The sequence below is a fragment of the Blautia hominis genome (assembly GCA_002270465.1).
GTDB lineage: Bacteria > Bacillota > Clostridia > Lachnospirales > Lachnospiraceae > Blautia > Blautia hominis.
The window spans coordinates 1,160,117-1,186,659 of sequence record NQOF01000001.1; the positions used below are offsets into that span (position 1 = coordinate 1,160,117).

Genomic DNA, 26,543 nt, shown 5'->3' on the forward strand with positions numbered 1-26,543 from the left:
TTAGATCTCTTCTACTTTCACTAAGTGTCTTACCTGGCGAACCATACCGCGAACGGCTTCATTGTCAGGCATTTCCACTGTCTTGTTCAGTTTTCTTAAGCCTAAAGCTTCTACTGTTTTTCTGTTTTTCGGAACAGCACCGATTGTAGATTTCACCAGAGTGATTCTTAATTTATCTGCCATTTTTCAATCCTCCTACGCAAAAATCTCGTCAACAGATTTTCCACGAAGTTTTGCTACTTCTTCCGGAGTCTTTAACTGACTTAAACCTGCGATGGTAGCCAGAACTACGTTCTGTTTATTACGGGAACCCATACATTTGGTACGGATGTTTTTGATGCCTGCAAGCTCGATCACCGCACGGGCCGGGCCGCCGGCGATAACACCGGTACCTTCCGGAGCTTTCTTCAGCAGCATCTCAGCACTTCCGAATTTTCCGATGAAGTCATGTGTGATACTTCCGTTTTCGTCTCTTGCTACTGTTACAAGTTTCTTCATAGCATCCTCTTTTCCCTTGCGGATTGCTTCGGGAATTTCAGTTGCCTTACCTAAACCAGCGCCTACGTGACCATTACCGTCACCTACAACAACTAAAGCTGTGAATCGGAAGTTACGACCACCTTTAACAACCTTTGTTACACGCTTGATTGACACTACTTTTTCTTCTAATTCTAACTGACTAGCATCAATGATAGAACGTTTCATGTGTTCATTTCCTCCCTTATTAGAATTCTAACCCAGCTTCACGTGCTGCGTCTGCTAATGCCTGAATTTTTCCGTGATATATAAAGCCGCCTCTGTCAAAGACAACCTCTTTGATGCCTGCTTCGATAGCTTTCTTACCGATCACAGTTCCTAAATATGCTGCAGCATCAACGTTATTGGTTTTTTCCAATTCTGCTTTTACCTCTTTCTGAGTGGTAGAAGCGGAAACCAGAGTTTTTCCAACGGTATCGTCAATAATTTGAGCATACATATGATTATTGCTGCGGAAAACTGCTAAACGTGGAGTTGTAGCGGTGCCGCTCAGATGATTACGTAATCTTCTATGTTTTTTTGCGCGAACTTTCGCTCTTGATACTTTACTAACCATTTTTACACTCTCCTTAATTATTTCTTACCAGTTTTACCAACTTTACGTCTGATAACTTCATCAGCATACTTAATACCTTTACCTTTGTATGGCTCCGGTCTTCTCTTATCTCTGATTTCAGCAGCGTACTGGCCAACTTTTTCTTTATCAATTCCTTTTACGACGATCTTATTGCCGTCTACAGAAGATTCCAGTCCTTCTGGATCTTCCATCTCTACCGGATGTGAATATCCTAAGGAGAGAACCAGTTTTTTACCCTGTTTTGCAGCTTTATAACCTACACCGTTAACCTCCAGAGTTTTTTCATATCCCTGGCTTACACCGATCACCATGTTCTGGATCAGTGTTCTTGTTAAACCGTGTAAAGATTTCATTTTCTTTAAATCGTTTGGTCTTGTAACAACTACCTGACCATCCTCTAATTTGATTGACATCTCTGTTGGTAACGCTTTTTCAAGTGTTCCTTTTGCGCCTTTTACGGTCACAAAATTGTTCTCAGCAATTTTAACTTCTACGCCTGCCGGAACAGCTACTGGCTGTCTTCCAATACGTGACATACCTGTTGTCCTCCTTACTTAAATTTTCGGAAAGGCCTATTATGGTTCCTTTCTGTTTTCAGTATCTCTATCTACACAGTATCCCCGTTCCGTAAAGAAGGGGTATGTTCGCTCATCTAAACTCATCTGTCGCCTGCGGCTTGGATTCGTTAAGGTTCGCGAACGGCTTCGCACTAAGTTCAGTTTTCACCTGACGGCTCGACTTCACTAAGCTGCTTTCAGCCTACCATACGAATGCTAATACCTCGCCGCCAACGTGCAGCTTTCTTGCTTCTCTATCTGTGATAACACCCTGGTTTGTGGACAGGATCGCAATACCCAGTCCGCCCAGAACTCTCGGAATCTCCTGGCTGCCTGCGTATACACGTAAGCCCGGTTTGGAAATCCTTTTCAGACCTGTGATGATTTTTTCGCTCTTGTCCGCACCGTATTTTAAGGTGATACGGATTGTTTTGAATGCGCCGTCTTCCAGAACGTCGTATTTTGCAATATATCCCTCTTTAACCAGGATATCTGCAATAGCAAGTTTCATTTTAGATGCCGGAACATCTACTGTATCATGTTTTGCAGTATTAGCGTTACGGATTCTTGTAAGCATATCTGCAATTGGATCACTCATTGTCATTAGAGTTTCCTCCTTCTATTCTTTATCCCATATCCGCAATGGCGGATGAACTGATTAGATTCACTGCGCACAAAATAATGTGCGGGCTTTTTACCAGGATGCTTTCTTAACTCCCGGAATCTGGCCTTTGTATGCTAATTCACGGAAGCAGATTCTGCAGATTCCGTATTTTCTTAAGTAAGCATGTGGACGGCCACAAATTCTGCAACGATTATATTCTCTTGAAGAGAATTTCTGTTTGCGCTGCTGTTTTAATTTCATTGCTGTTTTAGCCATGAATTTTCCCTCCTATAATTACTTTGCAAATGGCATGTTAAATAATGTCAATAATTCGCGGGCTTCTTCGTCTGTCTTAGCAGTTGTAACGAAAATGATGTCCATACCTCTTACTTTATCGACTTTATCGTATTCCACTTCAGGGAAAATTAACTGCTCTTTGATACCGAGTGCATAGTTGCCTCTTCCATCGAATGCGTTAGGGTTAACGCCGCGGAAGTCACGTACTCGGGGCAGTGCTAAGTTGATAAGGCGATCAGCAAATTCATACATTTTTTCGCCTCTTAAGGTTACTTTACAACCGATCGGCATGCCTTCACGGAGTTTGAAGTTAGCAATGGAGTTTTTCGCTTTCGTTGTTACAGCTTTCTGACCTGTGACTAATTCCATGTCAGCAACAGCTGCATCTAACAGTTTTGCGTTTTCCTTTGCTTCGCCTACACCCATATTCACAACGATTTTGTCGAGTTTCGGCACTTCCATGATATTTTTATAACCAAACTTTTTGATCATACCATCTACGATCTCATTTTTGTATACTTCTCTCAGTCTGCTCACTTTAAAATGGCCTCCTCTCTTATTAATCGATTACTTTGCCTGTAGCTTTGGCGAAACGCACTTTCTTGTCGCCTTCCATCTTGAAGCCGACTCTGGTAGCTTTGCCTTCATGTACTAACATAACGTTAGATACATCCAGCCATGCTTCCTTCTCTACAATACCGCCCTGCTGATTAGCCATGGAAGGTTTTGTGTGCTTTGTTACCATATTTGCGCCTTCAACCAGAACAGCACCTTTTTTCGGATTAACAGAGATTACTTTTCCTTCTTTGTCTTTATCTTTACCGGCGATCACTTTAACAGTATCACCTTTTTTAATCTTAAATGTTGACATCAGGTTACCTCCTATAATACTTCGGGAGCTAAGGAAACAATTTTCATGAACTGTTTCTCACGAAGCTCTCTGGCTACTGGTCCAAAAATACGGGTTCCTCTCGGAGTCTTATCATCCTTGATGATGACTGCAGCGTTCTCATCGAATTTGATGTAGGAACCGTCTTTACGACGAGCGCCTTTTCTAGTACGAACAACAACGGCTTTCACAACATCACCTTTTTTAACAACACCACCTGGTGTTGCATCTTTAACAGTAGCAACGATTATATCACCGATGTTAGCATATCTTCTCGTAGAACCACCCATAACACGGATGCAGAGGATTTCTTTTGCACCTGTATTGTCAGCGACTCTAAGTCTACTTTCCTGTTGAATCATGCTTGGATTCCTCCTTACGAATTATTTGGCTCTTTCAACTACTTCAACAAGTCTCCATCTCTTGTCTTTTGACAGAGGTCTTGTTTCCATAACTTTTACAGTGTCACCGATATTGCATGTGTTTTCTTCATCATGCGCTTTTAATTTATATGTTCTCTTCACAATTTTTTTGTAAAGAGGATGTTTAACGTGATCTTCGATAGCTACAACGATGGTTTTGTCCATCTTATTACTTGTAACTTTACCAACACGTGTTTTTCTAAGATTTCTTTCCACGGTTATGCCTCCCTTATTACTCTGCTGCTTTTGCCTTGTTCTGGGCAATCAGTGTCTGAATTCTGGCAATATTTTTACGAACCTCTTTGATTCTGCTTGTATTGTCCAATTGATTGGTTGCATTCTGAAATCTCAAATTGAAGAGTTCCTTTTTAGCAGCTACTAATTCTTCCTGTAATTCTGCAGCTGATTTTGTTTTTAAATCTTCTACATAATTTTTAATTTTCACTGTTATCACCGCCTTCTAAGTCTGCACGAGAAACGATTTTACATTTACATGGTAACTTGTGCATAGCAAGACGCAGCGCTTCGCGTGCTGTCTCTTCTGGCACACCTGCGATTTCAAACATTACTCTGCCTGGCTTTACAACTGCTACCCAGTATTCTAAGGCACCTTTACCGGAACCCATACGTGTTTCTGCTGGTTTTGCTGTTACTGGTTTATCCGGGAAAATCTTGATCCAAACTTTACCACCACGTTTGATGTAACGGGTCATAGCAACACGGGCTGCCTCGATCTGGTTGGATTTGATCCAGCACGGCTCAGTTGATACTAAACCGTACTCACCATAATTGATCTTATTTCCTCTTAATGCTTTTCCTTTCATGGATCCGCGGAATTGTTTACGACGTTTAACTCTTTTAGGCATTAACATAATTATTTATCGCTCCCTTCCTTAGTTCCTTTAGTTGGAAGTACTTCGCCATTGTAGATCCATGCCTTAACGCCAACTTTGCCGTAGGTGGTATCTGCTTCAGCGAAACCGTAATCGATATCTGCTCTAAGTGTCTGCAGCGGAATATTTCCCTCGCTGTAGAATTCTGTACGTGCCATATCTGCACCGCCAAGACGTCCTGATACAGCAGTCTTGATTCCTTTTGCTCCGGCTCTCATGGTTCTCTGCATTGTAGATTTCATGGCGCGGCGGAAGGAAATACGGTTCTCTAACTGTAATGCGATGTTTTCAGCTACTAACTGAGCATCTTTGTCCGGTCTTTTTACTTCTTTGATATCAACGATCAGTTTTTTGTTTGTGTAGTTCTGTAATTCAGCTTTCACTTTTTCGATCTCGGAACCGCCTTTACCGATAACAACGCCCGGTTTTGCAGTATAGATGATCACTTTTACTCTGTCAGATGCTCTCTCGATCTCAATCTTAGAAACACCTGCACTATATAATTTCTTTTTCAGGAATGTCCTGATATTATAATCTTCCACTAAGTTATCAGCGAAGTCGCCTTCAGCGTACCATTTGGAATCCCAATCTTTGATAACGCCGACTCTCAGTCCATGTGGGTTAACTTTCTGTCCCATGATTGTCCTCCTTATCTCTCATCCAACACAACGGTAACATGGCAGTTTCTCTTTTCGATCCTGTAAGCTCTGCCCTGTGCTCTCGGTTTGATTCTCTTCATAGTCGGAGCTTTGTTTGCGTAGCACTCTGCGATATAAAGGTTTTCCGGGTTCATACCATTGTTGTTTTCAGCATTTGCGATTGCTGATTCCAGTAATTTTTTGATCACGCTTGAAGCGTATCTTGGGTTATATGTCAGGATACCAAGAGCAGTCTGAACGTCTTTCCCACGGATCACATCCAGTACATAGCATGCTTTCTGTACGGACATTCTAGCGTAGGATATCTTCGCAGACGGTCTTGTATCTTTATTAGCATTTCTTGCTCTTTTAATCTGACTTCTATGTCCTTTAGCCATGATAAAAGCCTCCTTCTAAAATATTAACGAACACCTGATTTTTTCTCGTCTTTGCCATGTCCTCTGTAGGTTCTGGTAGCAACGAACTCACCGAGTTTGTGTCCTACCATATCCTCTGTTACATATACCGGCACATGTTTTCTTCCGTCATGGACAGCGAATGTGTGTCCTACGAAGGACGGGAAGATTGTTGAACGACGTGACCAGGTTTTGATAACTGTTTTATTTCCAGCCGCATTCAGAGCGTCTACTTTTTTCAGTAAGCTTTCATCTGCGAACGGTCCTTTTTTTAATGAACGAGCCATTTAGCCTTACCTCCTTATTTCGCTAATGTTTTACCATCTCTTCTTCTTACGATATACTTGTTAGACTGTTTGTTTTTCTTTCTTGTCTTCAAGCCAAGAGCCGGTTTGCCCCATGGTGTACACGGACCCGGACGGCCGATACCGGTCTTACCTTCACCACCACCGTGCGGATGGTCATTCGGGTTCATAACAGAACCACGAACTGTAGGTCTGATACCCATGTGACGTTTACGTCCTGCTTTACCAATATTGATAAGGCTGTGCTCGCCGTTACCTACTACGCCGATAGAAGCGCGGCAGTTAATCGGAACCATTCTCATTTCACCTGACGGCAGACGAAGGGTTGCGTATTTGCCTTCTTTTGCCATTAACTGTGCACCGTTTCCAGCGGAACGAACTAACTGGCCGCCTTTGCCCGGGTACAGCTCAATGTTGTGGATCATAGTACCAACCGGGATCTCTGACAGAGGCAGGCAGTTGCCTACACGAACCTCGGCGTTTGCGCCGTTCTGAATCTTCATGCCAACCTTTAATCCTTCCGGAGCAAGGATGTATGCTTTTTCACCGTCTGCATATGCGATCAGCGCAATGTTTGCAGTTCTATTCGGATCGTACTCGATCGTTTTTACTGTTGCCGGAACATCATCTTTTCTTCTCTTGAAGTCGATGATCCTGTATTTTCTTCTGCTTCCGCCGCCGCGGTGCCTAACTGTAATTTTACCTTGGTTATTACGTCCAGCGTTTTTATTTAAGGACACTACCAGAGACTTCTCAGGTGTTGCAGTAGTGATCTCAGAGAAATCAGAACCTGTCATGTGTCTTCTGGAAGGTGTATATGGACTATAGGATTTAATTCCCATTTCTGTCTCTCCTTTCATTCTCCACGCCGCAAGCGTTGTGTTCACAACGCATCCTGGCGTTTTCATGCCGGCAGTCAAATATCGGATTAATTTTTCTTGACTGCGCTTAGTTACTATTGGTTAAGGGCTGATTAAAGTCCCTCGAAGATTTCGATATCTTTGCTGTCCTCAGTTAAAGTAACAACAGCTTTTTTGGTCTTTGCTGTTTTGCCGAAGGTCATTCCGCGTCTTTTTGTCTTGCCATCTAAATTCATGGTGTTGACGGTTTTCACTTTTGCTCCCTCGAACATTTTCTCAACAGCTTCTTTGATCATGGTCTTATTTGCTTCCGGATGAACTAAGAAAGTATATTTCTTCTCGCCCATAGCAGCCATGCTCTTCTCGGTAATAACCGGTTTCAGGATTACATCATAATACTGTACGTTTGCCATTATGCGTATACCTCCTCAATTGAAGCTACAGCAGATTTTGTCAGGATCACCGTATTGTATTTCAGAACATCATATACATTAATGGTGTTCGGTAATGCTGTGATCACATCCGGGATGTTTCTTGCGGATAATACTACATTCTGATCATTGTCAGCCAGCACTACCATTGCTTTGGAAACATTCAGATTCTTTAAAACTGCCTGCATTGCCTTGGTTTTTACTTCATCTAATTTCAGGTCATCAAGAACGATGAGCTTGTTCTCCTGTACTCTGCTTGTCAGAGCGGACTTAAGAGCAAGTCTTCTTTCTTTCTTGTTCATTTTGATCTCATAATCTCTTGGAACCGGAGCGAATACAACACCGCCGCCTGTCCACTGCGGAGATCTTGTTGAACCCTGTCTTGCATGACCGGTTCCTTTCTGTCTCCACGGTTTTCTTCCGCCGCCGCTTACTTCAGAACGGGTTTTTGCCTTCTGAGTTCCCTGACGTTTATTTGCAAGCTGACGAACAACAGCCAGGTGCACTAAATGGTCGTTGATCTCAACGCCAAACACTGCATCGTTTAATTCCATTGTTCCAACTTCTTTGCCTTCCATATTATAAACAGATACGTTTGCCATCTGTGTGGTCCTCCTTTCCCAGAAAAACTTTATTTCACGGTTTTAACAGATTCTTTAATTGTCACTAAGGATTTCTTCGGTCCCGGAACGCTGCCTTTTACTAAGAGCAGGTTGTTGTCAGTATCAACTTTAACAACTTCCAGGTTCTGAACTGTTACTTTTACATGTCCCATCTGGCCTGGCATCTTTTTGCCTTTGAATACCTTGCTCGGATCAGATGCTGCACCGTTGGAACCTGCATGACGATGGAATTTGGAACCGTGAGCCATAGGTCCTCTGGACTGTCCGTGTCTCTTGATCGCGCCCTGGAATCCTTTACCTTTGCTGATCGCAGTAGCGTCAATCTTATCGCCTGCTTCAAAAACATCGCATTTGATCTCCTGGCCCAGTGCCATTTCTTCTGCACTGTCTAATTTGAATTCTCTTACAAATCTCTTGCAGGAAACACCAGCTTTGTCAAAGTGTCCTTTCAGTGGTTTGTTGACAAGGCTTTCTCTCTTGTCTGCGAAACCAACCTGTACTGCACTGTAGCCGTCGTTATCCTGTGTCTTAACCTGTGTTACTACACAAGGACCAGCCTGCAGCACTGTTACGGGAGTTAAAACTCCGTCTTCATTGAAGATTTGAGTCATTCCGACTTTGGTAGCTAAAATCGCTTTCTTCATTTTTTCTTTACCTCCTGTGAATCTACAGCGGATTACACTGCGTTGTGCAATCATCCTAGACAGACAGTCAATATAGACTATATATCAACCTTGTAAGGATAATCTCATCTCTTACCGGGAAGCCCCCGTTAAGTAAGACTTATTTCTGTTTCATTTTGATATCAATGTAAACACCGGCCGGCATCTCTAAACGAGACAGGGCATCAACTGTTTTCTGAGTTGGTGTGATGATATCAATGAGTCTCTTATGAGTTCTCTGCTCGAACTGCTCTCTGGAGTCTTTGTATTTGTGTACCGCACGCAGGATAGTTACTACTTCCTTCTTAGTGGGAAGCGGCACCGGTCCGCTAACAGTTGCTCCATTCTTCTTTACAGTCTCGATGATCTTGCTTGCGGAAGCATCTACCAACTGATGATCGTAAGCTTTTAATGTGATTCTCATTACCTGACTTGCCATAAAAAAAGTCTCCTCCTTTTCGCACTTATAAGTAGTACGACAAGCGGCGACTGTACACATTCCCGTGTGTGTCATCTAACGTTTCACACACTCCCACATTCCCGTGGTAAGTCTTCAAGATTTTGTACAGTGACTTGTCGTCAGTTTCCTAACTTGACATTCGCTCCACGGAAAACCTGCCATTTCGGCAGCAACCTCACGCTTCACAGCTATCAATGTCACAGCACTAGTTAGTATACAGGATGTTTTTCCAGAATGCAAGGTATTTTTTTCTTTTTTTGAAAAAAGTTTGCATTTTTTCCCGTACACGTTTTTTTTCTCCTATAAATACCGGAATCAGCGGCACATTTCCGCTTTTTGGGAGAATGTGCCGCCATATTGCTGTCTGTCTTTACCGATATCTCTTACTTTTCCGCCGCTCCTGACGTTCTGGCCGCCTCTGTCACGGCTGCGGCAACTGCTTTTGCCACCCTGCTGTCAAAAGGGTTGGGGATAATATAATCAGGATTCAGATCCTTCCTGGCAAGGTCAGGCATGATTTCCGGCACCGGATTCGCCATGGGAAAGAGGATGGGGTAATTTCTTAATAGGAAAGTTCTCTGTCCTCTGCGATCTTCAGGCAGGGCTCTTCCACCCCGGGAGTCTAGGCAATTGATAAATCCTCCGGTGTCTCCAGCTTTGCCCTGCTCATCACTTCGATCTTTCCGTGCCATTCCTCATGCTGCCGCAGTGCCTGTTCTTTCTTATCCATTTCCCCGCCTCGCTTCTATCCGATCACCTGCTCCGTAAATTCTCTCAGAATGCCTACGGATTTATCCATGTCTGTCTTCTCTTTCTCGTTCATGGGAATACGCAGCGTCTGTTCGATCCCTTCCCATCCAATCCTGCACGGAAGAGAAACAGCCACTCCAGACCACGCGTCAAAGCTCTCATCCAGTACATGGGCAACCGGAAGTATGGCATCATCATTCTTCATAATAGTCTCCACAATGTTGGAAACCGCCATGGCGATCCCATAGAAAGTGGCACCCTTCAGCTTGATCACCTCCGCACCGCCGTCCTTTGTCCTGCGGGCGATCTCCTCCTCATCCAGAGTGATGCCCACCTGCTGTGCGTAATCATAAAGCGGAAATCCGCCAATATTGGCAGAACTGAAGATCGGCACCTGGCTGTCACCATGTTCTCCCAAAATATAGGCATTGATATCCTCAACATTAACATGCAGCTTCTCACTTAAAATATGGCGGAACCGTGCCGTATCCAGGGACGTACCGCTGCCGATCACCCGCCCGGAGGGAAGCCCCGACTCTTTATACACTGCCGCGGTTGTCACATCCGCAGGATTAGACACTACCAGGATCAGCGGATTCTTGGCATATTTCATAATATTCTGCGTAATACTCTTTACAATTGAAACATTTGTCTTTGCAAGGTCCAGCCGTGTCTGCCCCGGCTTCCTGGCAATTCCCGCTGTAATAATAATGATCTTCGCATCAGCGCACTCCTCATATCCGCCCTTTCTGACCCAAACCTGCTTAAAAAAGCTGGTTCCATGGGCAATATCAAGAGCCGCCCCCTGTGCCCGTTCCTCATTCAAGTCCACCAGCACAATATCATTTGCCTGCACACGCACCATCAAAGTATACGCAATAGCCTCACCTACATTACCTGCACCTATCACTACAATTTTGTCTCTATGGGATTCTTTCATCTTATTCTCCTGTCTGAAATGTTATATTCCGTATATGTTTTTTATGTTCTCTTAAAATTTCAGACAGACAACGGAGGCCCCCGCCTCTTCCAAAGGGCATATCTCCTCTCACAGCCATCCGCAGCTTCCCTGCAGACACTTTCCCTCTTAAAGTACAGCCCAAAAGCCACACAAACTGCAGACACAGGAAGCCCCCAGGACAACAACGATACCTTTCTTTTTTCCTGCCTGTGAAGGCTATCCCGGGAAGGTTCTTTCGTAATACAGTCATTTTTATAATGAAAAACCTGATGTTCAACAGAAACCCCAGTCTTCTCCTCCAGTGGATCCCACCGCACTTCCTGCTCTGCATATGTCCCCAGAATCCCAGAAAGGACCACAGCCAGAATCAGAAGCAGTTTCAGAACGGCACCTGTCTTCTTTTTTATTCTCTTCACCTATGTGTTTTCTCCGCTACCATATTTTCAAAATACAGTTCCATCATAATACAGACCCTTGATTTTTTCAACACTTTATTCGGACAGAGCGTACAAAAGATTTGTTGAAAGCGGACGGAAGAGAACGGGAACGGACCAGAGGAGGTGAAGACCCGCTCCGGCCCCCTTCCTATCCTACACTGTCCCACAATATTTAGTTGAAACTAACACCTTCCGTTCCAGATGCAACGATAAAGCATAAATAGCGAACATCTCTTTTTCTCCAAATAAAGTGGCGAGATCCTATCCTTACCTACCGGAGCGAAAACCAGGGATGGAGGGGGAGGCTGCAGTTCTCTTTTGGCAGACATTGCGATAGTGAGCCTGAAAATCCAGCCCTTACGGAGACTTAGGCGCGAAGTCTTTACTGAGCGTCTTAGTCGCAGTTAGGGCTTAGTTGAAGGGGAACGAAGCTGGCTGCCAAAAGAGAACTGCAGCCTCCCCCTCCATCCCGTCCGCATCGAAAAAAAAGGACAACGCCCAAACGCGTCATCCTTTCTCATCGCTATATCAACTTAGAATAATCCAGAAGTGTCACCTCATTATCCTTATCCTCGATCACTTCCGGCGTCTCCCCCGCTGCCTCTGCCTTAGAAAGCAGTTCAGTCACAGACGGGGCAGGAAGTACGGCTTCCTTATCCACTACAGGCACCTCCTCAGGTTCAGGTTCGATCTCCTCTTCCTGCTGTACCTCTTCTTCCGCAGCCGTTTCTTCCTGCGGCTGCATAGCTTCCTCATCTGCTGTCTCCAAAGCAGCGCTGTCATCAGATACCGCTTCCATTTCAGAAGCCTCCGAAACTCCCGCTTCTTCCGCCTCATCCATGTTCAGAAGGATTTCCGCAGTCTCCTGGGGCACTACAGTTTCCTGTACCTCCTCAGGTGCTTCGATCTCTCCGCTCTGTACCTTTGCAATACTCTCTGCAATAGATGCCATGGCATCTTTCATAGCGCTGTCATATTCATCAGGCTGCTTTTCCGGTATGGGAGCAGCTTTCAAAATGGGAGCTTCCTCCTCCTCTTCTGTCTCTTCCTCATCCAGAAGACCCTTCTTTTCAAGTTTTCTGCGGCGCTTCTCCTCTTTTTTGAGGCGCTTACGCTCTTTGCGGCTCAGCTTTTCTTCTTCGTCATCATCCTCGTCTTCCTCGCTGTCATCCTCATCCGAAGTGTCTTCATCCTCTTCGTCGTCATCATCATCTGCTTCATCCTTACGCCATAACTCGGCCAGGATAAAGAGAATGATCAGAAAGATCACACCAAGACCTACTACGATCAGCCCTTCTTTGCTCTGCAGGGCAATGGCCGCATATGCAATGTAGGGAACTACCACAACGACTTTCACCGCATTATTGATCAGCTGGACAGTCTCCTCTTTGGCATTCTTGTCGTACACGCTTTTTACTTTGTACGAACCGGCGGAGGAATCCATATCCGTAACTTTATAGACATATGCCTTATTGTTGCTGGTATAAATAATCTTATCGCCCTTTTTCAGACTCGCGGCTTCTATCTCTCTTCCGTAGGCAACAGAACCCACCGGAAGATTGGTCTCCTTACTGCTGTTGTCATTCATTACTGTGTTGACCCCTGCAAAGGGAGGAACGAGCAGGGCGGCTGCCACAAGTATTGCGCAGATCACAACCAGATTCACAATAAATTTCAAAAACTTAGACATGTGTGTATTCCTCATTTCGTAATCTCGTGCTAGAGTGTGATATACAGCTTGCCGAAAGCAATTTTCAAACACACTCTGATTTTTTGCTGAAGTCCATGCATATTTTATATTAACATTTTCCGGCTGAGATGTACATAGGAAATCGCAAAAATTTTAACCCGGTCAAGCAGGTCACTGTTCACTCCATGACCGGTAACCCGGACAGGAGCAAGTCTCAGGGTCCCCTGCGCCCAAGCACAGAATCCCGGATCCGCCCGCATTTCAGCAGTTTCTGAGGAATGCCAAATATCCCTGATAGGCCTCATAGATATCCACTTTGCTGGCTATTTCCCAGGGGGAATGCATATTCAGCACAGGCACGCCGCAGTCAATGACTTCCATATTATAGTTGGCCAGAATGTAGGCAATCGTTCCGCCGCCCCCTGCATCTACCTTACCCAGCTCTGCTGTCTGGAACGATACGTTGTTCTCATCCATAATATGGCGGAGCTGTGCTATATACTCGGGATTGGCATCGTTGGAACCGCTTTTTCCCCTGGAACCGGTATATTTGTTGAAGGTGATCCCATGTCCAAGATAGGCTGAATTCTTCTTCTCCATTACCTCCGGGTAATTCGGGTCAAAGGCTGCGCTCACATCTGAGGACAGCATCCTGGAATTCTTCAGCGCCCTGCGGACCAGCAGTTCGCTGTACTGCCCGCAGGCGTTCATGACCTCTGCCACTGTGTTCTCAAAGAAACGTGACTGCATCCCGGTTGCACCTACACTGCCAATCTCCTCTTTATCCACCAGCAGGCATACAGAGGTATACTTCACCTTCTCTGCAGCCGCGATCGCCTCAAAGGAGGGATAGGCGCACACCCTGTCATCATGCCCGTATGCCATAAGCATACTGCGGTCCAGGCCAAAGTCTCTTGCTGCCCCCGCAGGGACCACTTCCAGTTCGGCAGAGATAAAATCCTCCTCCTCCACCTGATACTTCTCCTTTAATATAGAAAGGATCTGTGCCTTTACCGCCTCAGTCTCCACTCCTTTAAGCGGAATACTGCCCACAAGTACATTCAGGCTCTCCCCTTCAATGACTTCCCTGGCATTCTTCTCCATCTGTTTTCCGGAAAGATGCACCAGCAGGTCTGAGATTCCCACAACCGGGTCCTCTGCATCTTCACCGATGACTATGGGAAGCACAGTACCGTCCTTTTTTACCACCACACCGTGCAGTGCCATGGGCAGTGTCACCCACTGGTATTTCTTCACGCCGCCATAGTAATGTGTGTCAAGGAGGGCCTGCTCTGCCTCCTCATAGAGGGGATTCTGTTTCAGGTCAAGCCTGGGGGAATCCACATGGGCTCCCAGGATGCGCATCCCTTTCTCCATGGGTTCTTCCCCGATCACAAAAAGGGCCAGGGCTTTTCCCATATTGTCAGCATATACCTTATCGCCGGCCTTCAGTTCTGTCCCGGCCTCCACAATATCGTCAAGATTTTTAAATCCTGCATTCCTGGCTTTCCGGACCATCCAGGCAACACATTCACGCTCTGTCTTGCAGTCAGATATAAATTTCCTGTAATCCTCACAGAAAGCGAAGATCTCACTTTTGTCCTCATATTTCTTCCAAGCATTTTCTGTCAATTGATTAACCACCTTTCCATACAGGCAACACAGCTGTTTCGTACCTTCACGGATACCGTGTCTCTGCCTTTCTCTTATTAAAGATTACTACACAAAGACCGGAAATGCAAGATTGTTTCGCTTCACAGGCAGTATAGGAATGTTCACAGGTTACCGTACGCAGGCCACTGTACCGGGAGGCGTTTTCATGCTGAAAGCATGAAAATCCCGAGGCAGCCTGCGCAATATGGGGTAGAATGCTCCATATCTGTGCATCGCGAAGCGTGTTACTGGTCACGGAGTGTACAGTAACTGTTCACAGTTACTGTACACAGGTCACTGTACCGGGAGGCGTTTTCATGCCAAAAGCATGAAAATCCCGAGGCAGCCTGCGCGATATGGGGCAGAATGCTCCATATCTGTGCATCGCGAAGCGTGTTACTGGACACGGAGTGTACAGTAACTGTTCACAGGTTACCGTACGCAGGCCACTGTACCGGGAGGCGTTTTCATGCCGGAAGCACGAAATTCCCGAGGCAGCCTGCGCGATATGGGGCAGAATGCTCCATATCTGTGCATCGCGAAGCGTGTTGCCGGTCACGGAGTGAACCGTAACGTTCATAGAGAAACAAACAGTATCAGGCCGGGAATCCGGCATGGCACCTGAAGAGGCGCTGTCTGCCAAAATCCCGGCCTGACTGTTTTTCTTCTTATTATAATAGCTTAAAATTTAAGTTTCAGGGTCTTGATCTCAAAGGGCCTCATCCGGAAGGACACTTTTCTTCCCTCAGGTCTCAGTTCCTCCATATCAGCTTCCAGCATATCACATTCGCAGACGGTCTTAATGTCCTCCGCAAATGTCAGGGTAACATCTGTCCTTCTGTTAAAGCATTCATAGAGTCTGACAATAACCGCATCCTCTTCCTCGGCCTTTTTCACCACCTCCACAACCACATTCTCCTGGCTGCAGGTGACAAAGGAGTAGGTATCCGGCAGAGTGCCGCCCTCATTCTCCTTCACAGACGCCTCCAGAGGATTGTTCAGCAGATATGCCTGTTCCACAGTTCCCGCTTCTTTCCAGCTTCCCCGGTGGGGATAGATGGAATAGGTAAAGCTATGGTGCTCTTTATCCGCGTCAGGATTTGGATAGACGGCAGATTTCAGCATGGAAATACCGATCACACCGTCCCGAACACTGCAGCCGTACTTGCAGTCATTTAAAACACTGACTCCATAGCCATCCTCCGATACATCCATCCACTTGTGCACGCATACCTCAAATTTCGCAAAATCCCATGAGGTATTGGCATGGGTGGGGCGCTTCACATTACCGTACTGGATCTCAAAAGATGCCTCACCGGTGTGAATGTCCACCGGAAACAGAGCCTTCACAAAAATCTGATGCTCTTTCCAGTCAATTTCATTCTTAATATCAATGCGGGCCGTATTTTGGTAAATACAGATATACTGGCTGATAACGGAATCCAGATAATTCCTGGTAATCTTCAGGCAGCCACGCACCGGACCGCACTCTTCTACCTGAATCTCTGCCACATCATCAATCTCCCAGGATTTTTCCGTATAATAATTGTTCAGATCCCAGGCATCATAGTTGTGTGGCCTGTCCTCATAACTCATAAGCACATTGGCTGCCTGGCCTTCGGGCAGAAGCTCACGGGCTGCCTTCTTGTCATATATGCTGATGAACTGTCCCTTTTCATTCAGGTCAATAGAGATAAATCCATTCTCCATATGGGTTTTTGTCACCCGGATCTCGGCTTCGCATTTCTCCTCATTGTCTTCCAGCAGGAAGGTCCGGTATCCCTTTGAGGGAACAGCCTTTGCGGTAAATATACAGGTACCGTCATCCTTTTTCTGTACAGGAAGGATCTCCTCCCCGGCCTTCACTGCAGGGTGCAGGAGGTCCTCCGGACACCGGAAACACACCACATCCTCAGCCTCCATGCTGTTCGGGTTGTAAACCACAACGGAATGTTTCGGCGCGTCGATCTGTTCTGCCAGGCTGCCCAGCCTCCTGTCCGTATAGGCCCTGTTTGCACAGAGGATCGCCTCGTATTCCTCCTTGGAGTCATCGTAAACCTCTTTGATGGATGACCCGGGCAGAATATCGTGGAACTGGTTCCTCAGGATCACTTCCCAGCCCTCATGTATCTCTTGGTCAGGATAGGATTCTTTAAGAAGCCGTTCTCCCAGGATGCCGTACAGCTCCATGTTCTGGTAAGCAAATTCGGACTTTCGATTGTACTTTTTATTTCTGGCCATGGAGGTATAAGTTCCTCTGTGGTACTCCAGATAGAGTTCTCCCACCCAGGAAGGCAGATATTTCTTTCCCCTCACGTTCTCATCCAGCACATGGAAGAACTCCCGGGAAGTGCTCATGACCGTTTTGGGGCAGCCAGGGATCCCCTTTGCCAGACGCCTCTGGTTTTCCAGCATGTCTTTTGTGGGACCGCCGCCGCCGTCCCCGTATCCAAAGCTGCACAGGACTTCATCGTTCAGATACTTTTGGCTGTAGCGTTTCCATGCACCCTTCATCTGGGACGGGTTGATATATCCGTTATAAGTGGTAAAATGTTCTGTCTCGAAACCGCCCTCCACTGCCCCTTTGTTGTAATCCCTGGTGGGCACAAAATGAGTCAGTATCCTGGTGCCGTCAATGCCTTCCCACTCAAACGTGTCGCAGGGCATTTTGTTAAATTCATTCCAGCTTATCTTTGTTGTCATGAAATAGCGGATACCGCATTTTTCCATGATCTGCGGCAGGGCTGCAGAGTAGCCGAACACATCCGGCAGCCACAGGATCTCATTGTCTTTCCCGAACTCGTCCCTGAAAAAACGTTTCCCGTGCACAAACTGGCGGACCAAAGCCTCACCGGAGGCAATATTACAGTCAGCCTCCACGAACATGCCGCCCTCCACTTCCCAGCGGCCTTCCTTCACACGTTCCTTGATCTCCTCATATACTTCCGGTGCATTTTTCTTTACATATTTGTAGAGCTGCGGCTGGCTGGACATGAAGATGTACTCCGGATACCTGCGCATAAGCTCCAGAACAGTGGAAAAGCTCCTCACAGCCTTATCCTCCGTGACCTTCAAAGTCCACAGCCAGGCACAGTCTATATGAGTATGGCCCACGCAGTAAATATAAGCGTCACTGTCCCCGCAGTGTTTTTCATAGAATTCCCGGGTAATATACTCCTGTGCTTTATCCAGGCTTTGATAGTATTCCTTTGACCCCTCTTTCCTGAGATCCAGCAGGTTCAGGGATTCATTCAGGCAGCCCAGGATGGTCAGGTATGCCTTGTCATCCTCAGGGAGAAGCCTTGCCACCTCAAAGGGAACCGATAGATCATAAAAATATTTCTCTGTCTTTCTGTCCAGCACCTTGATGGCGGAGCAGAGCCTGAGGGCAAAGTTCTGGTCCCCTGTGAAGGCTGACAGGATTATGCGGTACTCCCGGCCTGCGCAGGCTTTTTCCGTAAGGATGATCTCCCTGTGGTTCACGTCCAGCCCCTGGATCCTCTTTCCGTCTACAAAAACAGAAAACTGCGGGTTGGTAGCATCCCACTCCCCTTCTCTGCCGGTCATCAGCTCATAGACCACGCACTCCCCGTCAAAATCCGCAGGAATCGTAACCTTTGTCTCAAACCAGTAATACTCCCTGTGACCGCCCCAAAGCTGCTCTCTTGTCAGCATGTCCCAGCCGGAGGTATCCAGATCCTCTAAATCGGTGAACCTCTTTTCCGTCTTCGTCATCCTGTAGTCCTGGATCTGAAAGGACCTGGGATAAATCTGCTCCTGCAGGTATTCCAGCAGTTTGCCGATCCGTTCTCTCATTAACACCATGTAAAAATTCCTCCCGTTTTCACGTTATCCTTTTGCTGCACCTGCCATGGTAAATCCTTTTGACATATAGTTCTGTGAGAGAATATACAGAAGGATGGAAGGCAGTGCATAAATCGCGGAGTATGCGGCAAGAGGGCCGTACTGGATGGTTCCGTGCTGTCCGAAAAACTGGTACAGCATTACCGATGCCGGCATCTTCTCCGGTGAACTTAACAATATGTAGGGAATAAAGAAGTTCCCCCAGCTTCCGGAAAAGGTATAGATAAATACCACACAGATTCCCGGAAACATAAGCGGCGCCACGATCTTACGGATGGATTTCATGGTTGTGGCGCCATCCACCCAGGCAGCTTCCTCCAGTTCCACGGGCACTCCGTCCATAAAGTTCTTCATGAGCCAGATTCCATAGGGCAGGGATGATGCGGACAGAAACAGCACCAGTCCCGGAATGCTGTCCAGCAGCCCCACACTGAGAAAGATCTTATATACAGGTACCGTGACGGCGATCATCGGAAGCGCTGTCATAAACAGAATAACATACATGAAACCTTTTTTGTAGCTTAAATGATATCTGGATAAAGGATAAGCGGCAAGCCCTGAGATCAGTACCACGATCAGGGACTGGGCAAAGGAGATCACAAGCCCCACGCCAAAGCCTCTCAGGTTATCCGAGTTTGTCAGTACGTCACTGTAGTTGCTGAAGGTCCACTGTGTGGGCCACTTTAATGCCTCACCCGCATTTGTATCCAGAGATGCGATCACCACCCACAGAAGGGGAAGGATAAACACGATTCCCACGATCACCAGGAATACACAATGCAGGCTCTTTACCATTTTTTCACTCATTAGACTCCCTCCCTTACTGGTCCTTCAAAATTCTTGTATAGATCACACTGCACACAGCGCCTACGATCAATATCAGCATACCGATGGCGGTGCCGTATCCTAACTGCAGCCCTTTCAATCCCTGATTATACATGAATATAGGAAGGGTTGTGGTTGAGGAACCCGGCCCTCCTCCTGTCATAGCATAGATCAGACCGAAAACACCCAGTGTGGACAGCGTGTTCAGCATGGTATTGGTTGCAATGGTGTCCTTGATGCAGGGCACAATAATACGGATAAGTGTCTGGAAACGATTGGCACCGTCCACCCTGGCAGCCTCCTCAATATCCCCTGACACGTTGTCAAGAGCTGACTGGAAGTTCAGCATGGAAAACGCAGTTCCGTGCCATACGTTGGCGATCACCACGGTCATCATAGGATGCTTGAACAGCCAGGAAACTGCCGGAATATGTACAGCCCCCAGAATCATGTTCATGGTTCCATTGTCCTTAAAAAATGCCATACAGCACAGGGCAACCACAATCTCCGGCATAACCCATCCCGCCAGGATACAAGGCCCCACAAAGCTTCGCAGACCCTTGGGTTTTCCTTTCATGAAATAGGCGATCAAAAATCCCAGGACACTCTGCCCCAAAAGGCTGCCCACTAAAAAGAGCAGTGTGTTTTTGATACTAGTCATGGTACTGGGGTCTGTGAGCATTCTCTTATAATTTTCAAAACCGATAAATTCCACATTCTTGGCATTGGCACCGCTCAGGGCCAGATTGGTAAAGGAATAATATACGGTCAGTACGATCGGTATGATAAAAAAGCATAAAAGCAGCAGCACTGCCGGAAGCAGCAGGATAGATTTTTTGGCCTCATCTTTTATGACAGCCGCACGGCTTGGTCTTGCCATAAAGCACCCTCCCTTCAATCGTGAAAAAATATGGGCGGCGGCACTTTACGGTGCCAAAACCGCCCAGTTGCTGATCACGCCGGATTTTCTCCGGACAGCCTTTTATTTCTCAGTTACATTGTCATCCCCCACAGCACGTGCCACATCGGTAGCGTACTGTGTCATGGCATCTTCCGGAGACGTGCCGGATACCACGGATTCCACCATAGTCTGAATGCTTGTGGTGACAGTGGAGTATTTATCATTCTGCGGTCTGAAATCAGCGCTCTCCAGGAACTCTGTGGCAATCTGTTTGAAGGGCTGTGCGGAATAGGTTTCATCGGTGGCTACATCCTGTCTGGTGGCAATATTTCCCTGTGCAATGACAGCGTCTGTATAAACCTCAGGGTCCATAAGATGTTTGATGAACTCAAAAGTCTCATCTTTGGCATCTGCATTCTCCGGAATGGATAATGCCCAGCCCCCTGCAAGGGTAATGGTTCCCGGGTCCTGTCCCTCAGAGGTAGGCATAGCTGCGAATCCCAGCACGTCCTTCGCCTCCGGCCACGGTGCTGCACCTGTATCTGCCCAGTTTCCGGTCACCCAGCTTCCGTCAAGAGAGATAGCCAGTTTGCCTTCCGGCAGGTATTCTCTGGCGGATGTGTTGGAAGCCTGTCCGTTTAATACAAGGGAGAGGTCAGGTCCGTATCCGTTGGTGTAGATATCCTGCAGGAAATTCAGGGAATCCAGGATACCCTGGCTCTTTACGATCCATTTCCCGTCATCATCCAAAAGTCTCTCTCCGGTTCCGTAGAGCAGCATTTCATATGTCTGCATGGAAGTTGCCTCACCGGTTGCCACACCAGAGTTACACCAGAACGGCACTACATCCGGGCATTTTTCCTTCACAGCCTTGCAGGCGTCCAGAATGTCATTCCAGCTTTTCGGCTCCCAGTCCTGTCCTTCACTGATCACGCCGGCCTGTGCCAGAATGTCCCTGTTGTACCACAGGCCCCTTGTATCTGTACAGTACGGAATGCCGTATACAGAGCCGTCTGAGCCGGTCACGCCTTTTTTCATGGATTCATAGTAGGATGTGTTCCAGTCCTCATAATCCTTCACATAATCATCTAATTTTGTCAGATAGCCTGCGCTCACATCATTGGGAAGCTGGAAAGTATCCTCACAAACCAGGTCCGGGCATGTCTTTTTATCCGCAAGCTGGAGAGCCACCTTTGTGAAATAATCGCCCTCCTGCGCTACGATTGGGGCAATATTCAGTTCCACCGTATCTTTTTTGTCCCAGGTGTCATATCCGTCCTGTATCCATTTCCAGAGCGCACCGTCCTCGCCCTGACCGTCATCCCTGAAACAGAAGGTAATGGTTTTCTTTCCGCTGTCCGCTTCCTTTTTGCCGCCGCCGTCCGCCTGGGCTTCTTTGTCGTTTCCTCCTCCGCAGGCTGTCAGCCCTGCAACCATTACAGCTGCCAGAAACAGGCCCATCACTTTTTTCATCTTCATACTCGTTCTCTCCTTTTCGGTGTTATTTGATGAAATAAGAATATCATTTTTTCCCGGTTGGGTATATTCCACATATTTAAAAAAGGGGGGCATTTTTGACCACCCCTTAACGTTTTTTTATGATAATGAGTTTTACCGCATTCTGAAGTTCCTCCGCTGTATCTTCCGGCTTGGTCCCTCTGACCTCCAGCAGGTTATAGAGGCTCTCTGATACCTGCTGGGCAATCTCAAACCAGGAATTATTGGTCTCGGCACACCATCCCTCATTAATGTAACGGTTGAGAAACCCGGTGCCTTCATCCGGACCTATGCGTTTTGACTGGTAGGGCACTGCTGCTTTTACGGGCAGAGTGTCCATGGCGTTGCAGATCCTTTCCTGGATATCATCCTGGTAAAGGTAGGTGAGAAAACGATAGGCTTCTCGGTCCGCATACTCTGTCACGCCGATGTTCTCCCCTGACAGCATCAGGGATTCCCTTACATCCCCCGGCAGCGGTATGATGCCTGCTGAAAATTCCATTCTGGAGCTGCGCAGAATGGTGGAGGCACTGAGCCTGTTTGCCATCATCAGCACTTTTCCCTCGGCAAAAGAACGGGCTACATCCGCTTCCGTAAGGTTAATGGTCTGCTTTCCTATGTACCGGCTCCTTTTCAGTTCCTCCAGTATATGAGCTGCCTTAACCCCGCCCTCCTGGTCCATGGTATTAAGGCTCCCCCCGCAGGCGTACAGCAGTGCCCTGTAAAAGGCGTAAATCTCCTCCGGCCGCTTTGCCGCGAATCCAAACTTGTCCCCAACGCTGTCCTGCAGGGCACTGCAGGTATCTAAAAGCCCGTCCCAGTCTTCCGGAGCGGACAGGCCTTTCTCCGTAAAGACATCCCGGTTGTAAAACAGTACATAAGGATCGCAGGTAAAGGGAATCCCATAATATTTTCCGTCATCCATGGTTGTATTCCACAGCTTCTGGAAGTTCATGCTGTCCTGACAATGCTCCTCCACATACGCTGAGATATCCGCAAACACCCCCATGTCGATCAGGGCAGGCATCATCCCGTTGTCACAGATGATCAAATCCGCGGTTTTTCCGTTATCCATACGGAGGCAGATCTCTTTTTTAAAATTCTCCTTCGGGATGAATTCCATATGCACCTCAGCACATCCGGAGCGTTTTGAGTAATACTCTGCCACCTCATTTAGGATCTGCTGATGCAGCTTCGTCTCATAGGCACAGAGCACATAGATCTGTTTTTTCTGCTCTTCCTCTGTTTCCTGTACTTCCTTTCCCTCCTCCCCCTGCCCAAAGAGGAGCGCCGCTGCAAGGCCCACGCACAGAAAAAAGGCGGCAAAACACCATTTCTTTTTCATTTCGCATTCTCCCTTTTGTATTCAGAAGGTGTGACCCCGCAAAGCTTCTTAAATACCTTCACAAAATATTTCTGGTCATGGAATCCCACCATCTCCGCCACCTCATATACCTTATAATTTCCCGAGAGCAGCAGACGCTTGGCTGTGCTGACCCGGAAATTCTGCAGAAAGGAGGTAAAATTCACCCCGGTCTCCCTGCAGAAAATACGGCTTAAATATTCCGGCGTGACACAACACCCCTCAGCAGCCTCAGACAAGGTGATATCTCTCTGATAATTGCTGCGGATAAAATCGATCACATTCAGTATCATGCCGTTTTCTGTAATATCAAGGGTCTCCCTGCTGCTGGCAACCGCATTCATGATCTTTTCAAACTGATACCTCACCTCTCTTTTTGAAGTGCTTCTGGCTATATTTTCCATGATATACGAGGTATCCTCCCCCGCTTCCAGACTGCCCCTGGTCTCCCCTGCCACCCGAAGGATCCCCGCCGCAAACCTAAGGACATATTCCCGGATACAGGCAGGCCTTCCCTCACTGTCTATGACGGTTTTGGCAAACTGTTCCCCGATCATGCGCACTTTTTCATAGCGCCCGCTGCGTATTTCCCTGTAAATGCTCTGTTCCAGATAATCCGGGTATTCCAGTTCTTTGTATGTAACGGAATCCACAAGTTCCCGGCTCAGAATGGTTTCCTCCGGCAGGGAAAATGCGTACTGCATCATATCCTTAAGCTCTGCCAGCCTTTCGTTCAGCCCGGCAAATCCGTAAAGTATCCCGTAACTGCAGTGGCATTCCGTGATCTGGCAGAGAGAGTGGTAAATTCTGGTCTTGAAGATCTTGAACAGGTTTTTATTTCTCTCCGTGTCGGTGAGCATCACTAAAAACCCCTGCTGTCTGGGCAGAGACATGACGTAATAATTTTCCATGCACAGAGAATCCAGCAGTTCTGTGGTGTGCTTCTGCAGCTCGCTTCCCGTCTCATTGGCAAGACTGCACGGATAGATCAGGAAAAGAGAGATCTGCGTCCTGTCATCCACCTGCAGGGTCTCTCTGAGGATAGGATCTGTCTGCTGCCTGTCCATATCCGTACCTGTGAAGTACGTCCACAGAAGCTGTTCCGCAGATACTTTCTCCACCTTGTTTTTCTTAATGTTTCCCTCTGCCCTCTGCAGCACCTCCAGAAATCCTTCCACCTCCAGAGGCTTCAGCACATACTCCACCACCTGGAGTTTTAGCGCCCTTCTTGCATACTCAAATTCAGAATACCCTGTAAGAAGAATGGCCTGGACATTTATTCCCTCCTCCAGGATCTTTTCCAGCATTTCCAGGCCGCCCATGACCGGCATCTTGATGTCAGAGATGACCAGATCCGGCCTGTATTTTTTCACGGCCTCAAGCCCTTCTTTTCCGTTTCCGCAGACTGCTGCCACCTCATACTCTGTATTCCTGGCGAGTATATTTAAGATTCCTTCTCTGGATTTCGGTTCATCCTCTACTACTATTATCTTCATATTGTATTCCTCCTACTCATAGGGAATCAGAATGGTTATAACAGTCCCCTCCTGGCTTGTTTCCACATGGAAGCTTCCATGCTCCCCGTAATAAAGTTTGATCCTGGTTATGACATTGCGCACGCCGATACTGGATTCTATGCGCTCTTTCTTATAGTCAAAATGATTGAAATACTCCGCCTGCTCCTCCCTCATACCTTTTCCGTTATCTTTCACCACAATGGATATTTTGTGTTCCCCGGCTTTTGTCAGACAGATATTGATCTCATCCATGCCCGTATTTCCCGGAAAACCGTGGACTAAGGTGTTTTCCAGAAGGGGCTGTATCAGCAGCTTATGGATCCTGCACTTCATCAGATTCTCGTCAGCCTCCACTGTACAGATAAAAGAATATTCAAATCTCTGCTGCTGCAGATACACATATTTTTTCAGGTATTCCAGTTCATCCCGGATTTCCACGATCTCATTGCTTTTGTGGATGCTGTACCTGAGGATCAGGGCCAGGCTGGTGAGCATTTTACTGATGCTGTACTCTTTCCGGTCAATGGCGACCCAGTTGATGGCATCCAGAGTATTGTACAGAAAATGGGGGTTTATCTGCGCTTCCAGGGATTTTATCTCCGCATATTTTTCCCGTACAAGGGCTTCCTTTTCCTGCTCATTGGACGAGCGGATCTGCCGAAGCATACTGTTAAAGTGTCTGCCGATCCTTGCAAACTCATCCATGCCCTCCTCCGGGACCTGTACATCCATATCCCCATTGTTGGCCTTATCCATGGCATTCAGGATCGGTTTTACGGAACGGTCCATCTCTTTTGAGAAGGATACTGCTATCAGCACACAGATCACACCGGCCAGAAGGCCCACCAGCACAATGAGATATGCCAGGTTATGAAGGTCTTTCAGCACATAATTCAGATCCCGCACATTCACCACATAAAACTCCTGATCCTGTACCCCTTTGCTGCGCACGGACAGGCTTGCGCCCCCGGGATACCGGTTGTCCTCCACAAACTTCTGGGCTGCCTGCTCTATTTCCTTCTTCCCCCGCTCCTTCTTCTCCTCCCCGGCAAATATATTCCTCTCCCCGTAATTCCCCTCCGGGTAGGAGATAATATCCCCGTACCGGTTCACAACGAACGTAATGTTTGACTTTGTGCTGCCCTGCCTGTACACGTCGCACAGCGCCTTCTCATCCACACACAGCAGGATACATCCCACAGGTCCCTCTTCGTAATCATTAAAGTCTGTGAGCTGATGCGCTACATAAAAATAATCTTTCTCCCCATATCTGGTGTCCAGCTTATGATACGTCTTGGAATAGACCGTCTGTTTCTCGGCATAGGCCTGTTTGACCATCTCATTGTTTCTGATATCATCCAGGTCAAAACAGAAGCTCTCTGCACCGGACAAGGTCATGCTGTCATAAAAACATACATCCCCGTAAATGCCGGTGACGGCGATCCCCAGTATATCTTTATTTATGTATACGATATTCTGCAGATTTTCCTCTATCTTATGTTTTGCCAAGTAATATCTGCTGCTGTCCCAGATATTAATAGGCTTCAGGTTATCCACATATGTCTGGTCCGTATAGATATCCTGGATCAGATTCTCAAAGGTATCCAGAAAATTCTGTACGTTTCCGGAGGATTGTTCCAGGTTGGCTTCAATCAGCTCTCCGGTCTGCCTGGTTATGGTAGCTGCGCTCTGTTTGTAAGAGATCAGCAGGACAAATATGATCGGAACCAGGGAAACACCTAAAAGAAGCATAAGCATCCGCCTGCCAATCCCCAGTCTCTGCAGTCTTTTTTTCAAAATCTCTCTCTTCTCCTCCTTTGTCTTTGCTGTCAGGATCATATCTGTACATCATGGGTGATCCTCTCTGCCGGCTAAAAAAATGCAGATTTTCCCATAATGAGATACTTTATCATT

At 46.9% G+C, this 26,543-nt stretch carries 33 protein-coding genes; 1 reads left to right on the forward strand and 32 read right to left on the reverse strand.

The window, feature by feature from the left end; genetic code table 11:
- The 24 genes from rpmD to CI595_RS05315 form a co-directional block, all read right to left on the reverse strand.
- Positions 1 to 183, reverse strand: a complete 183-nt coding sequence (rpmD, locus tag CI595_RS05200; RefSeq protein WP_095172198.1) for a 50S ribosomal protein L30 — start codon at positions 181 to 183, stop codon at positions 1 to 3.
- Between the two features lie 12 nt (positions 184 to 195).
- Positions 196 to 705, reverse strand: coding sequence for a 30S ribosomal protein S5 (gene rpsE, locus CI595_RS05205; RefSeq protein WP_065543182.1), 510 nt, complete (start codon positions 703 to 705; stop codon positions 196 to 198).
- Between the two features lie 19 nt (positions 706 to 724).
- Positions 725 to 1,093, reverse strand: coding sequence for a 50S ribosomal protein L18 (rplR, locus tag CI595_RS05210; protein ID WP_033143872.1), 369 nt, complete (start codon positions 1,091 to 1,093; stop codon positions 725 to 727).
- A 17-nt stretch (positions 1,094 to 1,110) separates the two neighbouring features.
- The gene (gene rplF, locus CI595_RS05215; RefSeq protein ID WP_018597908.1) at positions 1,111 to 1,650 is read right to left on the reverse strand and encodes a 50S ribosomal protein L6; all 540 of its coding nucleotides are present in this window, start codon (positions 1,648 to 1,650) and stop codon (positions 1,111 to 1,113) included.
- A 223-nt stretch (positions 1,651 to 1,873) separates the two neighbouring features.
- Positions 1,874 to 2,275 carry a 30S ribosomal protein S8 gene (gene rpsH / locus CI595_RS05220; RefSeq protein WP_065543184.1) on the reverse strand — a complete coding sequence of 134 codons (402 nt, stop codon included), beginning with the start codon at positions 2,273 to 2,275 and terminating at the stop codon, positions 1,874 to 1,876.
- A gap of 90 nt (positions 2,276 to 2,365) precedes the next feature.
- A complete protein-coding gene (locus CI595_RS05225; RefSeq protein WP_018597906.1) occupies positions 2,366 to 2,551 on the reverse strand; it encodes a type Z 30S ribosomal protein S14 in 186 nt (61 codons plus the stop codon).
- Between the two features lie 18 nt (positions 2,552 to 2,569).
- Positions 2,570 to 3,109 carry a 50S ribosomal protein L5 gene (gene rplE / locus CI595_RS05230; RefSeq protein WP_095172199.1) on the reverse strand — a complete coding sequence of 180 codons (540 nt, stop codon included), beginning with the start codon at positions 3,107 to 3,109 and terminating at the stop codon, positions 2,570 to 2,572.
- A gap of 22 nt (positions 3,110 to 3,131) precedes the next feature.
- The gene (gene rplX, locus CI595_RS05235) at positions 3,132 to 3,443 is read right to left on the reverse strand and encodes a 50S ribosomal protein L24 (protein ID WP_018597904.1); all 312 of its coding nucleotides are present in this window, start codon (positions 3,441 to 3,443) and stop codon (positions 3,132 to 3,134) included.
- Between the two features lie 11 nt (positions 3,444 to 3,454).
- On the reverse strand, positions 3,455 to 3,823 hold the full coding sequence (gene rplN, locus CI595_RS05240) for a 50S ribosomal protein L14 (RefSeq protein ID WP_018597903.1): 369 nt from the start codon (positions 3,821 to 3,823) through the stop codon (positions 3,455 to 3,457).
- 21 nt (positions 3,824 to 3,844) lie between these two features.
- Positions 3,845 to 4,099 carry a 30S ribosomal protein S17 gene (gene rpsQ / locus CI595_RS05245; protein WP_033143877.1) on the reverse strand — a complete coding sequence of 85 codons (255 nt, stop codon included), beginning with the start codon at positions 4,097 to 4,099 and terminating at the stop codon, positions 3,845 to 3,847.
- A gap of 16 nt (positions 4,100 to 4,115) precedes the next feature.
- Positions 4,116 to 4,328 (reverse strand): 50S ribosomal protein L29, encoded by a 213-nt coding sequence (gene rpmC, locus CI595_RS05250; protein WP_033143878.1) that lies wholly within the window; start codon positions 4,326 to 4,328, stop codon positions 4,116 to 4,118.
- On the reverse strand, positions 4,318 to 4,755 hold the full coding sequence (gene rplP / locus CI595_RS05255) for a 50S ribosomal protein L16 (RefSeq protein WP_018597900.1): 438 nt from the start codon (positions 4,753 to 4,755) through the stop codon (positions 4,318 to 4,320). The genes rpmC and rplP overlap by 11 nt, the downstream gene beginning before the upstream one ends.
- 2 nt (positions 4,756 to 4,757) lie before the next feature.
- On the reverse strand, positions 4,758 to 5,414 hold the full coding sequence (gene rpsC, locus CI595_RS05260; protein WP_065543187.1) for a 30S ribosomal protein S3: 657 nt from the start codon (positions 5,412 to 5,414) through the stop codon (positions 4,758 to 4,760).
- Positions 5,415 to 5,425: 11 nt separating this feature from the next.
- Positions 5,426 to 5,812: a 50S ribosomal protein L22 gene (rplV, locus tag CI595_RS05265; protein ID WP_018597898.1), complete on the reverse strand. Its 387-nt coding sequence runs from the start codon at positions 5,810 to 5,812 to the stop codon at positions 5,426 to 5,428.
- 23 nt (positions 5,813 to 5,835) lie between these two features.
- Positions 5,836 to 6,117 carry a 30S ribosomal protein S19 gene (rpsS, locus tag CI595_RS05270; RefSeq protein ID WP_018597897.1) on the reverse strand — a complete coding sequence of 94 codons (282 nt, stop codon included), beginning with the start codon at positions 6,115 to 6,117 and terminating at the stop codon, positions 5,836 to 5,838.
- A gap of 14 nt (positions 6,118 to 6,131) precedes the next feature.
- The gene (gene rplB / locus CI595_RS05275; RefSeq protein ID WP_018597896.1) at positions 6,132 to 6,977 is read right to left on the reverse strand and encodes a 50S ribosomal protein L2; all 846 of its coding nucleotides are present in this window, start codon (positions 6,975 to 6,977) and stop codon (positions 6,132 to 6,134) included.
- 131 nt (positions 6,978 to 7,108) lie between these two features.
- Positions 7,109 to 7,408, reverse strand: a complete 300-nt coding sequence (gene rplW / locus CI595_RS05280) for a 50S ribosomal protein L23 (protein ID WP_033143882.1) — start codon at positions 7,406 to 7,408, stop codon at positions 7,109 to 7,111.
- The gene (gene rplD, locus CI595_RS05285; protein WP_095172200.1) at positions 7,408 to 8,028 is read right to left on the reverse strand and encodes a 50S ribosomal protein L4; all 621 of its coding nucleotides are present in this window, start codon (positions 8,026 to 8,028) and stop codon (positions 7,408 to 7,410) included. Before rplD ends, rplW begins: the two co-directional genes overlap by 1 nt.
- A 29-nt stretch (positions 8,029 to 8,057) precedes the next feature.
- On the reverse strand, positions 8,058 to 8,693 hold the full coding sequence (gene rplC / locus CI595_RS05290; protein ID WP_095172201.1) for a 50S ribosomal protein L3: 636 nt from the start codon (positions 8,691 to 8,693) through the stop codon (positions 8,058 to 8,060).
- A 139-nt stretch (positions 8,694 to 8,832) separates the two neighbouring features.
- Entirely contained in the window at positions 8,833 to 9,150 is a 318-nt protein-coding gene (rpsJ, locus tag CI595_RS05295) for a 30S ribosomal protein S10 (protein ID WP_018597892.1), read from the reverse strand.
- A 404-nt stretch (positions 9,151 to 9,554) separates the two neighbouring features.
- Entirely contained in the window at positions 9,555 to 9,698 is a 144-nt protein-coding gene (locus CI595_RS25980) for a hypothetical protein (protein WP_156087456.1), read from the reverse strand.
- A 218-nt stretch (positions 9,699 to 9,916) separates the two neighbouring features.
- The gene (locus CI595_RS05305) at positions 9,917 to 10,861 is read right to left on the reverse strand and encodes an L-lactate dehydrogenase (RefSeq protein WP_095172203.1); all 945 of its coding nucleotides are present in this window, start codon (positions 10,859 to 10,861) and stop codon (positions 9,917 to 9,919) included.
- A gap of 59 nt (positions 10,862 to 10,920) precedes the next feature.
- Positions 10,921 to 11,298: a hypothetical protein gene (locus CI595_RS05310; RefSeq protein ID WP_095172204.1), complete on the reverse strand. Its 378-nt coding sequence runs from the start codon at positions 11,296 to 11,298 to the stop codon at positions 10,921 to 10,923.
- A 544-nt stretch (positions 11,299 to 11,842) separates the two neighbouring features.
- Positions 11,843 to 13,009, reverse strand: coding sequence for a sortase family protein (locus CI595_RS05315; protein ID WP_095172205.1), 1,167 nt, complete (start codon positions 13,007 to 13,009; stop codon positions 11,843 to 11,845).
- 26 nt (positions 13,010 to 13,035) lie between these two features.
- Here CI595_RS05315 and CI595_RS27305 point away from each other — a divergent pair, with 26 nt between their 5' ends.
- Positions 13,036 to 13,122 carry a DUF6783 domain-containing protein gene (locus tag CI595_RS27305; RefSeq protein ID WP_408608177.1) on the forward strand — a complete coding sequence of 29 codons (87 nt, stop codon included), beginning with the start codon at positions 13,036 to 13,038 and terminating at the stop codon, positions 13,120 to 13,122.
- A gap of 148 nt (positions 13,123 to 13,270) precedes the next feature.
- Here the strand turns inward: CI595_RS27305 and CI595_RS05320 are convergent, their stop codons facing one another.
- The 8 genes from CI595_RS05320 to CI595_RS05355 all read right to left on the reverse strand — a co-directional run bounded on the left by CI595_RS05320 (position 13,271) and on the right by CI595_RS05355 (position 26,468).
- Complete coding sequence (locus CI595_RS05320) at positions 13,271 to 14,641, reverse strand: aminopeptidase (RefSeq protein WP_095172206.1); 1,371 nt, start codon at positions 14,639 to 14,641, stop codon at positions 13,271 to 13,273.
- A gap of 702 nt (positions 14,642 to 15,343) precedes the next feature.
- Positions 15,344 to 18,487: an alpha-mannosidase gene (locus CI595_RS05325; protein ID WP_095172207.1), complete on the reverse strand. Its 3,144-nt coding sequence runs from the start codon at positions 18,485 to 18,487 to the stop codon at positions 15,344 to 15,346.
- A 24-nt stretch (positions 18,488 to 18,511) separates the two neighbouring features.
- A complete protein-coding gene (locus CI595_RS05330) occupies positions 18,512 to 19,333 on the reverse strand; it encodes a carbohydrate ABC transporter permease (protein WP_095172208.1) in 822 nt (273 codons plus the stop codon).
- A 13-nt stretch (positions 19,334 to 19,346) separates the two neighbouring features.
- Entirely contained in the window at positions 19,347 to 20,231 is an 885-nt protein-coding gene (locus CI595_RS05335) for a carbohydrate ABC transporter permease (protein WP_095172209.1), read from the reverse strand.
- A gap of 102 nt (positions 20,232 to 20,333) precedes the next feature.
- On the reverse strand, positions 20,334 to 21,731 hold the full coding sequence (locus tag CI595_RS05340) for an extracellular solute-binding protein (protein WP_095172401.1): 1,398 nt from the start codon (positions 21,729 to 21,731) through the stop codon (positions 20,334 to 20,336).
- A 106-nt stretch (positions 21,732 to 21,837) separates the two neighbouring features.
- On the reverse strand, positions 21,838 to 23,094 hold the full coding sequence (locus tag CI595_RS05345) for an ABC transporter substrate-binding protein (RefSeq protein WP_095172210.1): 1,257 nt from the start codon (positions 23,092 to 23,094) through the stop codon (positions 21,838 to 21,840).
- A complete protein-coding gene (locus tag CI595_RS05350) occupies positions 23,091 to 24,608 on the reverse strand; it encodes a response regulator transcription factor (RefSeq protein WP_095172211.1) in 1,518 nt (505 codons plus the stop codon). The genes CI595_RS05345 and CI595_RS05350 overlap by 4 nt, the downstream gene beginning before the upstream one ends.
- A 12-nt stretch (positions 24,609 to 24,620) precedes the next feature.
- Positions 24,621 to 26,468 carry a cache domain-containing sensor histidine kinase gene (locus CI595_RS05355; protein ID WP_243135103.1) on the reverse strand — a complete coding sequence of 616 codons (1,848 nt, stop codon included), beginning with the start codon at positions 26,466 to 26,468 and terminating at the stop codon, positions 24,621 to 24,623.
- Positions 26,469 to 26,543 lie beyond the last annotated feature (75 nt).

What these genes read in the sequence shown, in the direction of transcription:
- rpmD (WP_095172198.1), bottom strand. Translation starts at nt 183, where the DNA reads ATGGCAGATAAATTAAGAATCACTCTGGTGAAATCTACAATCGGTGCT.
- rpsE (WP_065543182.1), bottom strand. Translation starts at nt 705, where the DNA reads ATGAAACGTTCTATCATTGATGCTAGTCAGTTAGAATTAGAAGAAAAA.
- rplR (WP_033143872.1), bottom strand. Translation starts at nt 1,093, where the DNA reads ATGGTTAGTAAAGTATCAAGAGCGAAAGTTCGCGCAAAAAAACATAGA.
- rplF (WP_018597908.1), bottom strand. Translation starts at nt 1,650, where the DNA reads ATGTCACGTATTGGAAGACAGCCAGTAGCTGTTCCGGCAGGCGTAGAA.
- rpsH (WP_065543184.1), bottom strand. Translation starts at nt 2,275, where the DNA reads ATGACAATGAGTGATCCAATTGCAGATATGCTTACAAGAATCCGTAAC.
- CI595_RS05225 (WP_018597906.1), bottom strand. Translation starts at nt 2,551, where the DNA reads ATGGCTAAAACAGCAATGAAATTAAAACAGCAGCGCAAACAGAAATTC.
- rplX (WP_018597904.1), bottom strand. Translation starts at nt 3,443, where the DNA reads ATGTCAACATTTAAGATTAAAAAAGGTGATACTGTTAAAGTGATCGCC.
- rplN (WP_018597903.1), bottom strand. Translation starts at nt 3,823, where the DNA reads ATGATTCAACAGGAAAGTAGACTTAGAGTCGCTGACAATACAGGTGCA.
- rplP (WP_018597900.1), bottom strand. Translation starts at nt 4,755, where the DNA reads ATGTTAATGCCTAAAAGAGTTAAACGTCGTAAACAATTCCGCGGATCC.
- rpsC (WP_065543187.1), bottom strand. Translation starts at nt 5,414, where the DNA reads ATGGGACAGAAAGTTAACCCACATGGACTGAGAGTCGGCGTTATCAAA.
- rplV (WP_018597898.1), bottom strand. Translation starts at nt 5,812, where the DNA reads ATGGCTAAAGGACATAGAAGTCAGATTAAAAGAGCAAGAAATGCTAAT.
- rpsS (WP_018597897.1), bottom strand. Translation starts at nt 6,117, where the DNA reads ATGGCTCGTTCATTAAAAAAAGGACCGTTCGCAGATGAAAGCTTACTG.
- rplB (WP_018597896.1), bottom strand. Translation starts at nt 6,977, where the DNA reads ATGGGAATTAAATCCTATAGTCCATATACACCTTCCAGAAGACACATG.
- rplW (WP_033143882.1), bottom strand. Translation starts at nt 7,408, where the DNA reads ATGGCAAACGTACAGTATTATGATGTAATCCTGAAACCGGTTATTACC.
- rplD (WP_095172200.1), bottom strand. Translation starts at nt 8,028, where the DNA reads ATGGCAAACGTATCTGTTTATAATATGGAAGGCAAAGAAGTTGGAACA.
- rplC (WP_095172201.1), bottom strand. Translation starts at nt 8,693, where the DNA reads ATGAAGAAAGCGATTTTAGCTACCAAAGTCGGAATGACTCAAATCTTC.
- rpsJ (WP_018597892.1), bottom strand. Translation starts at nt 9,150, where the DNA reads ATGGCAAGTCAGGTAATGAGAATCACATTAAAAGCTTACGATCATCAG.
- CI595_RS05305 (WP_095172203.1), bottom strand. Translation starts at nt 10,861, where the DNA reads ATGAAAGAATCCCATAGAGACAAAATTGTAGTGATAGGTGCAGGTAAT.
- CI595_RS05315 (WP_095172205.1), bottom strand. Translation starts at nt 13,009, where the DNA reads ATGTCTAAGTTTTTGAAATTTATTGTGAATCTGGTTGTGATCTGCGCA.
- CI595_RS05325 (WP_095172207.1), bottom strand. Translation starts at nt 18,487, where the DNA reads ATGGTGTTAATGAGAGAACGGATCGGCAAACTGCTGGAATACCTGCAG.
- CI595_RS05330 (WP_095172208.1), bottom strand. Translation starts at nt 19,333, where the DNA reads ATGAGTGAAAAAATGGTAAAGAGCCTGCATTGTGTATTCCTGGTGATC.
- CI595_RS05335 (WP_095172209.1), bottom strand. Translation starts at nt 20,231, where the DNA reads ATGGCAAGACCAAGCCGTGCGGCTGTCATAAAAGATGAGGCCAAAAAA.
- CI595_RS05340 (WP_095172401.1), bottom strand. Translation starts at nt 21,731, where the DNA reads ATGAAGATGAAAAAAGTGATGGGCCTGTTTCTGGCAGCTGTAATGGTT.
- CI595_RS05345 (WP_095172210.1), bottom strand. Translation starts at nt 23,094, where the DNA reads ATGAAAAAGAAATGGTGTTTTGCCGCCTTTTTTCTGTGCGTGGGCCTT.
- CI595_RS05350 (WP_095172211.1), bottom strand. Translation starts at nt 24,608, where the DNA reads ATGAAGATAATAGTAGTAGAGGATGAACCGAAATCCAGAGAAGGAATC.
- CI595_RS05355 (WP_243135103.1), bottom strand. Translation starts at nt 26,468, where the DNA reads ATGATCCTGACAGCAAAGACAAAGGAGGAGAAGAGAGAGATTTTGAAA.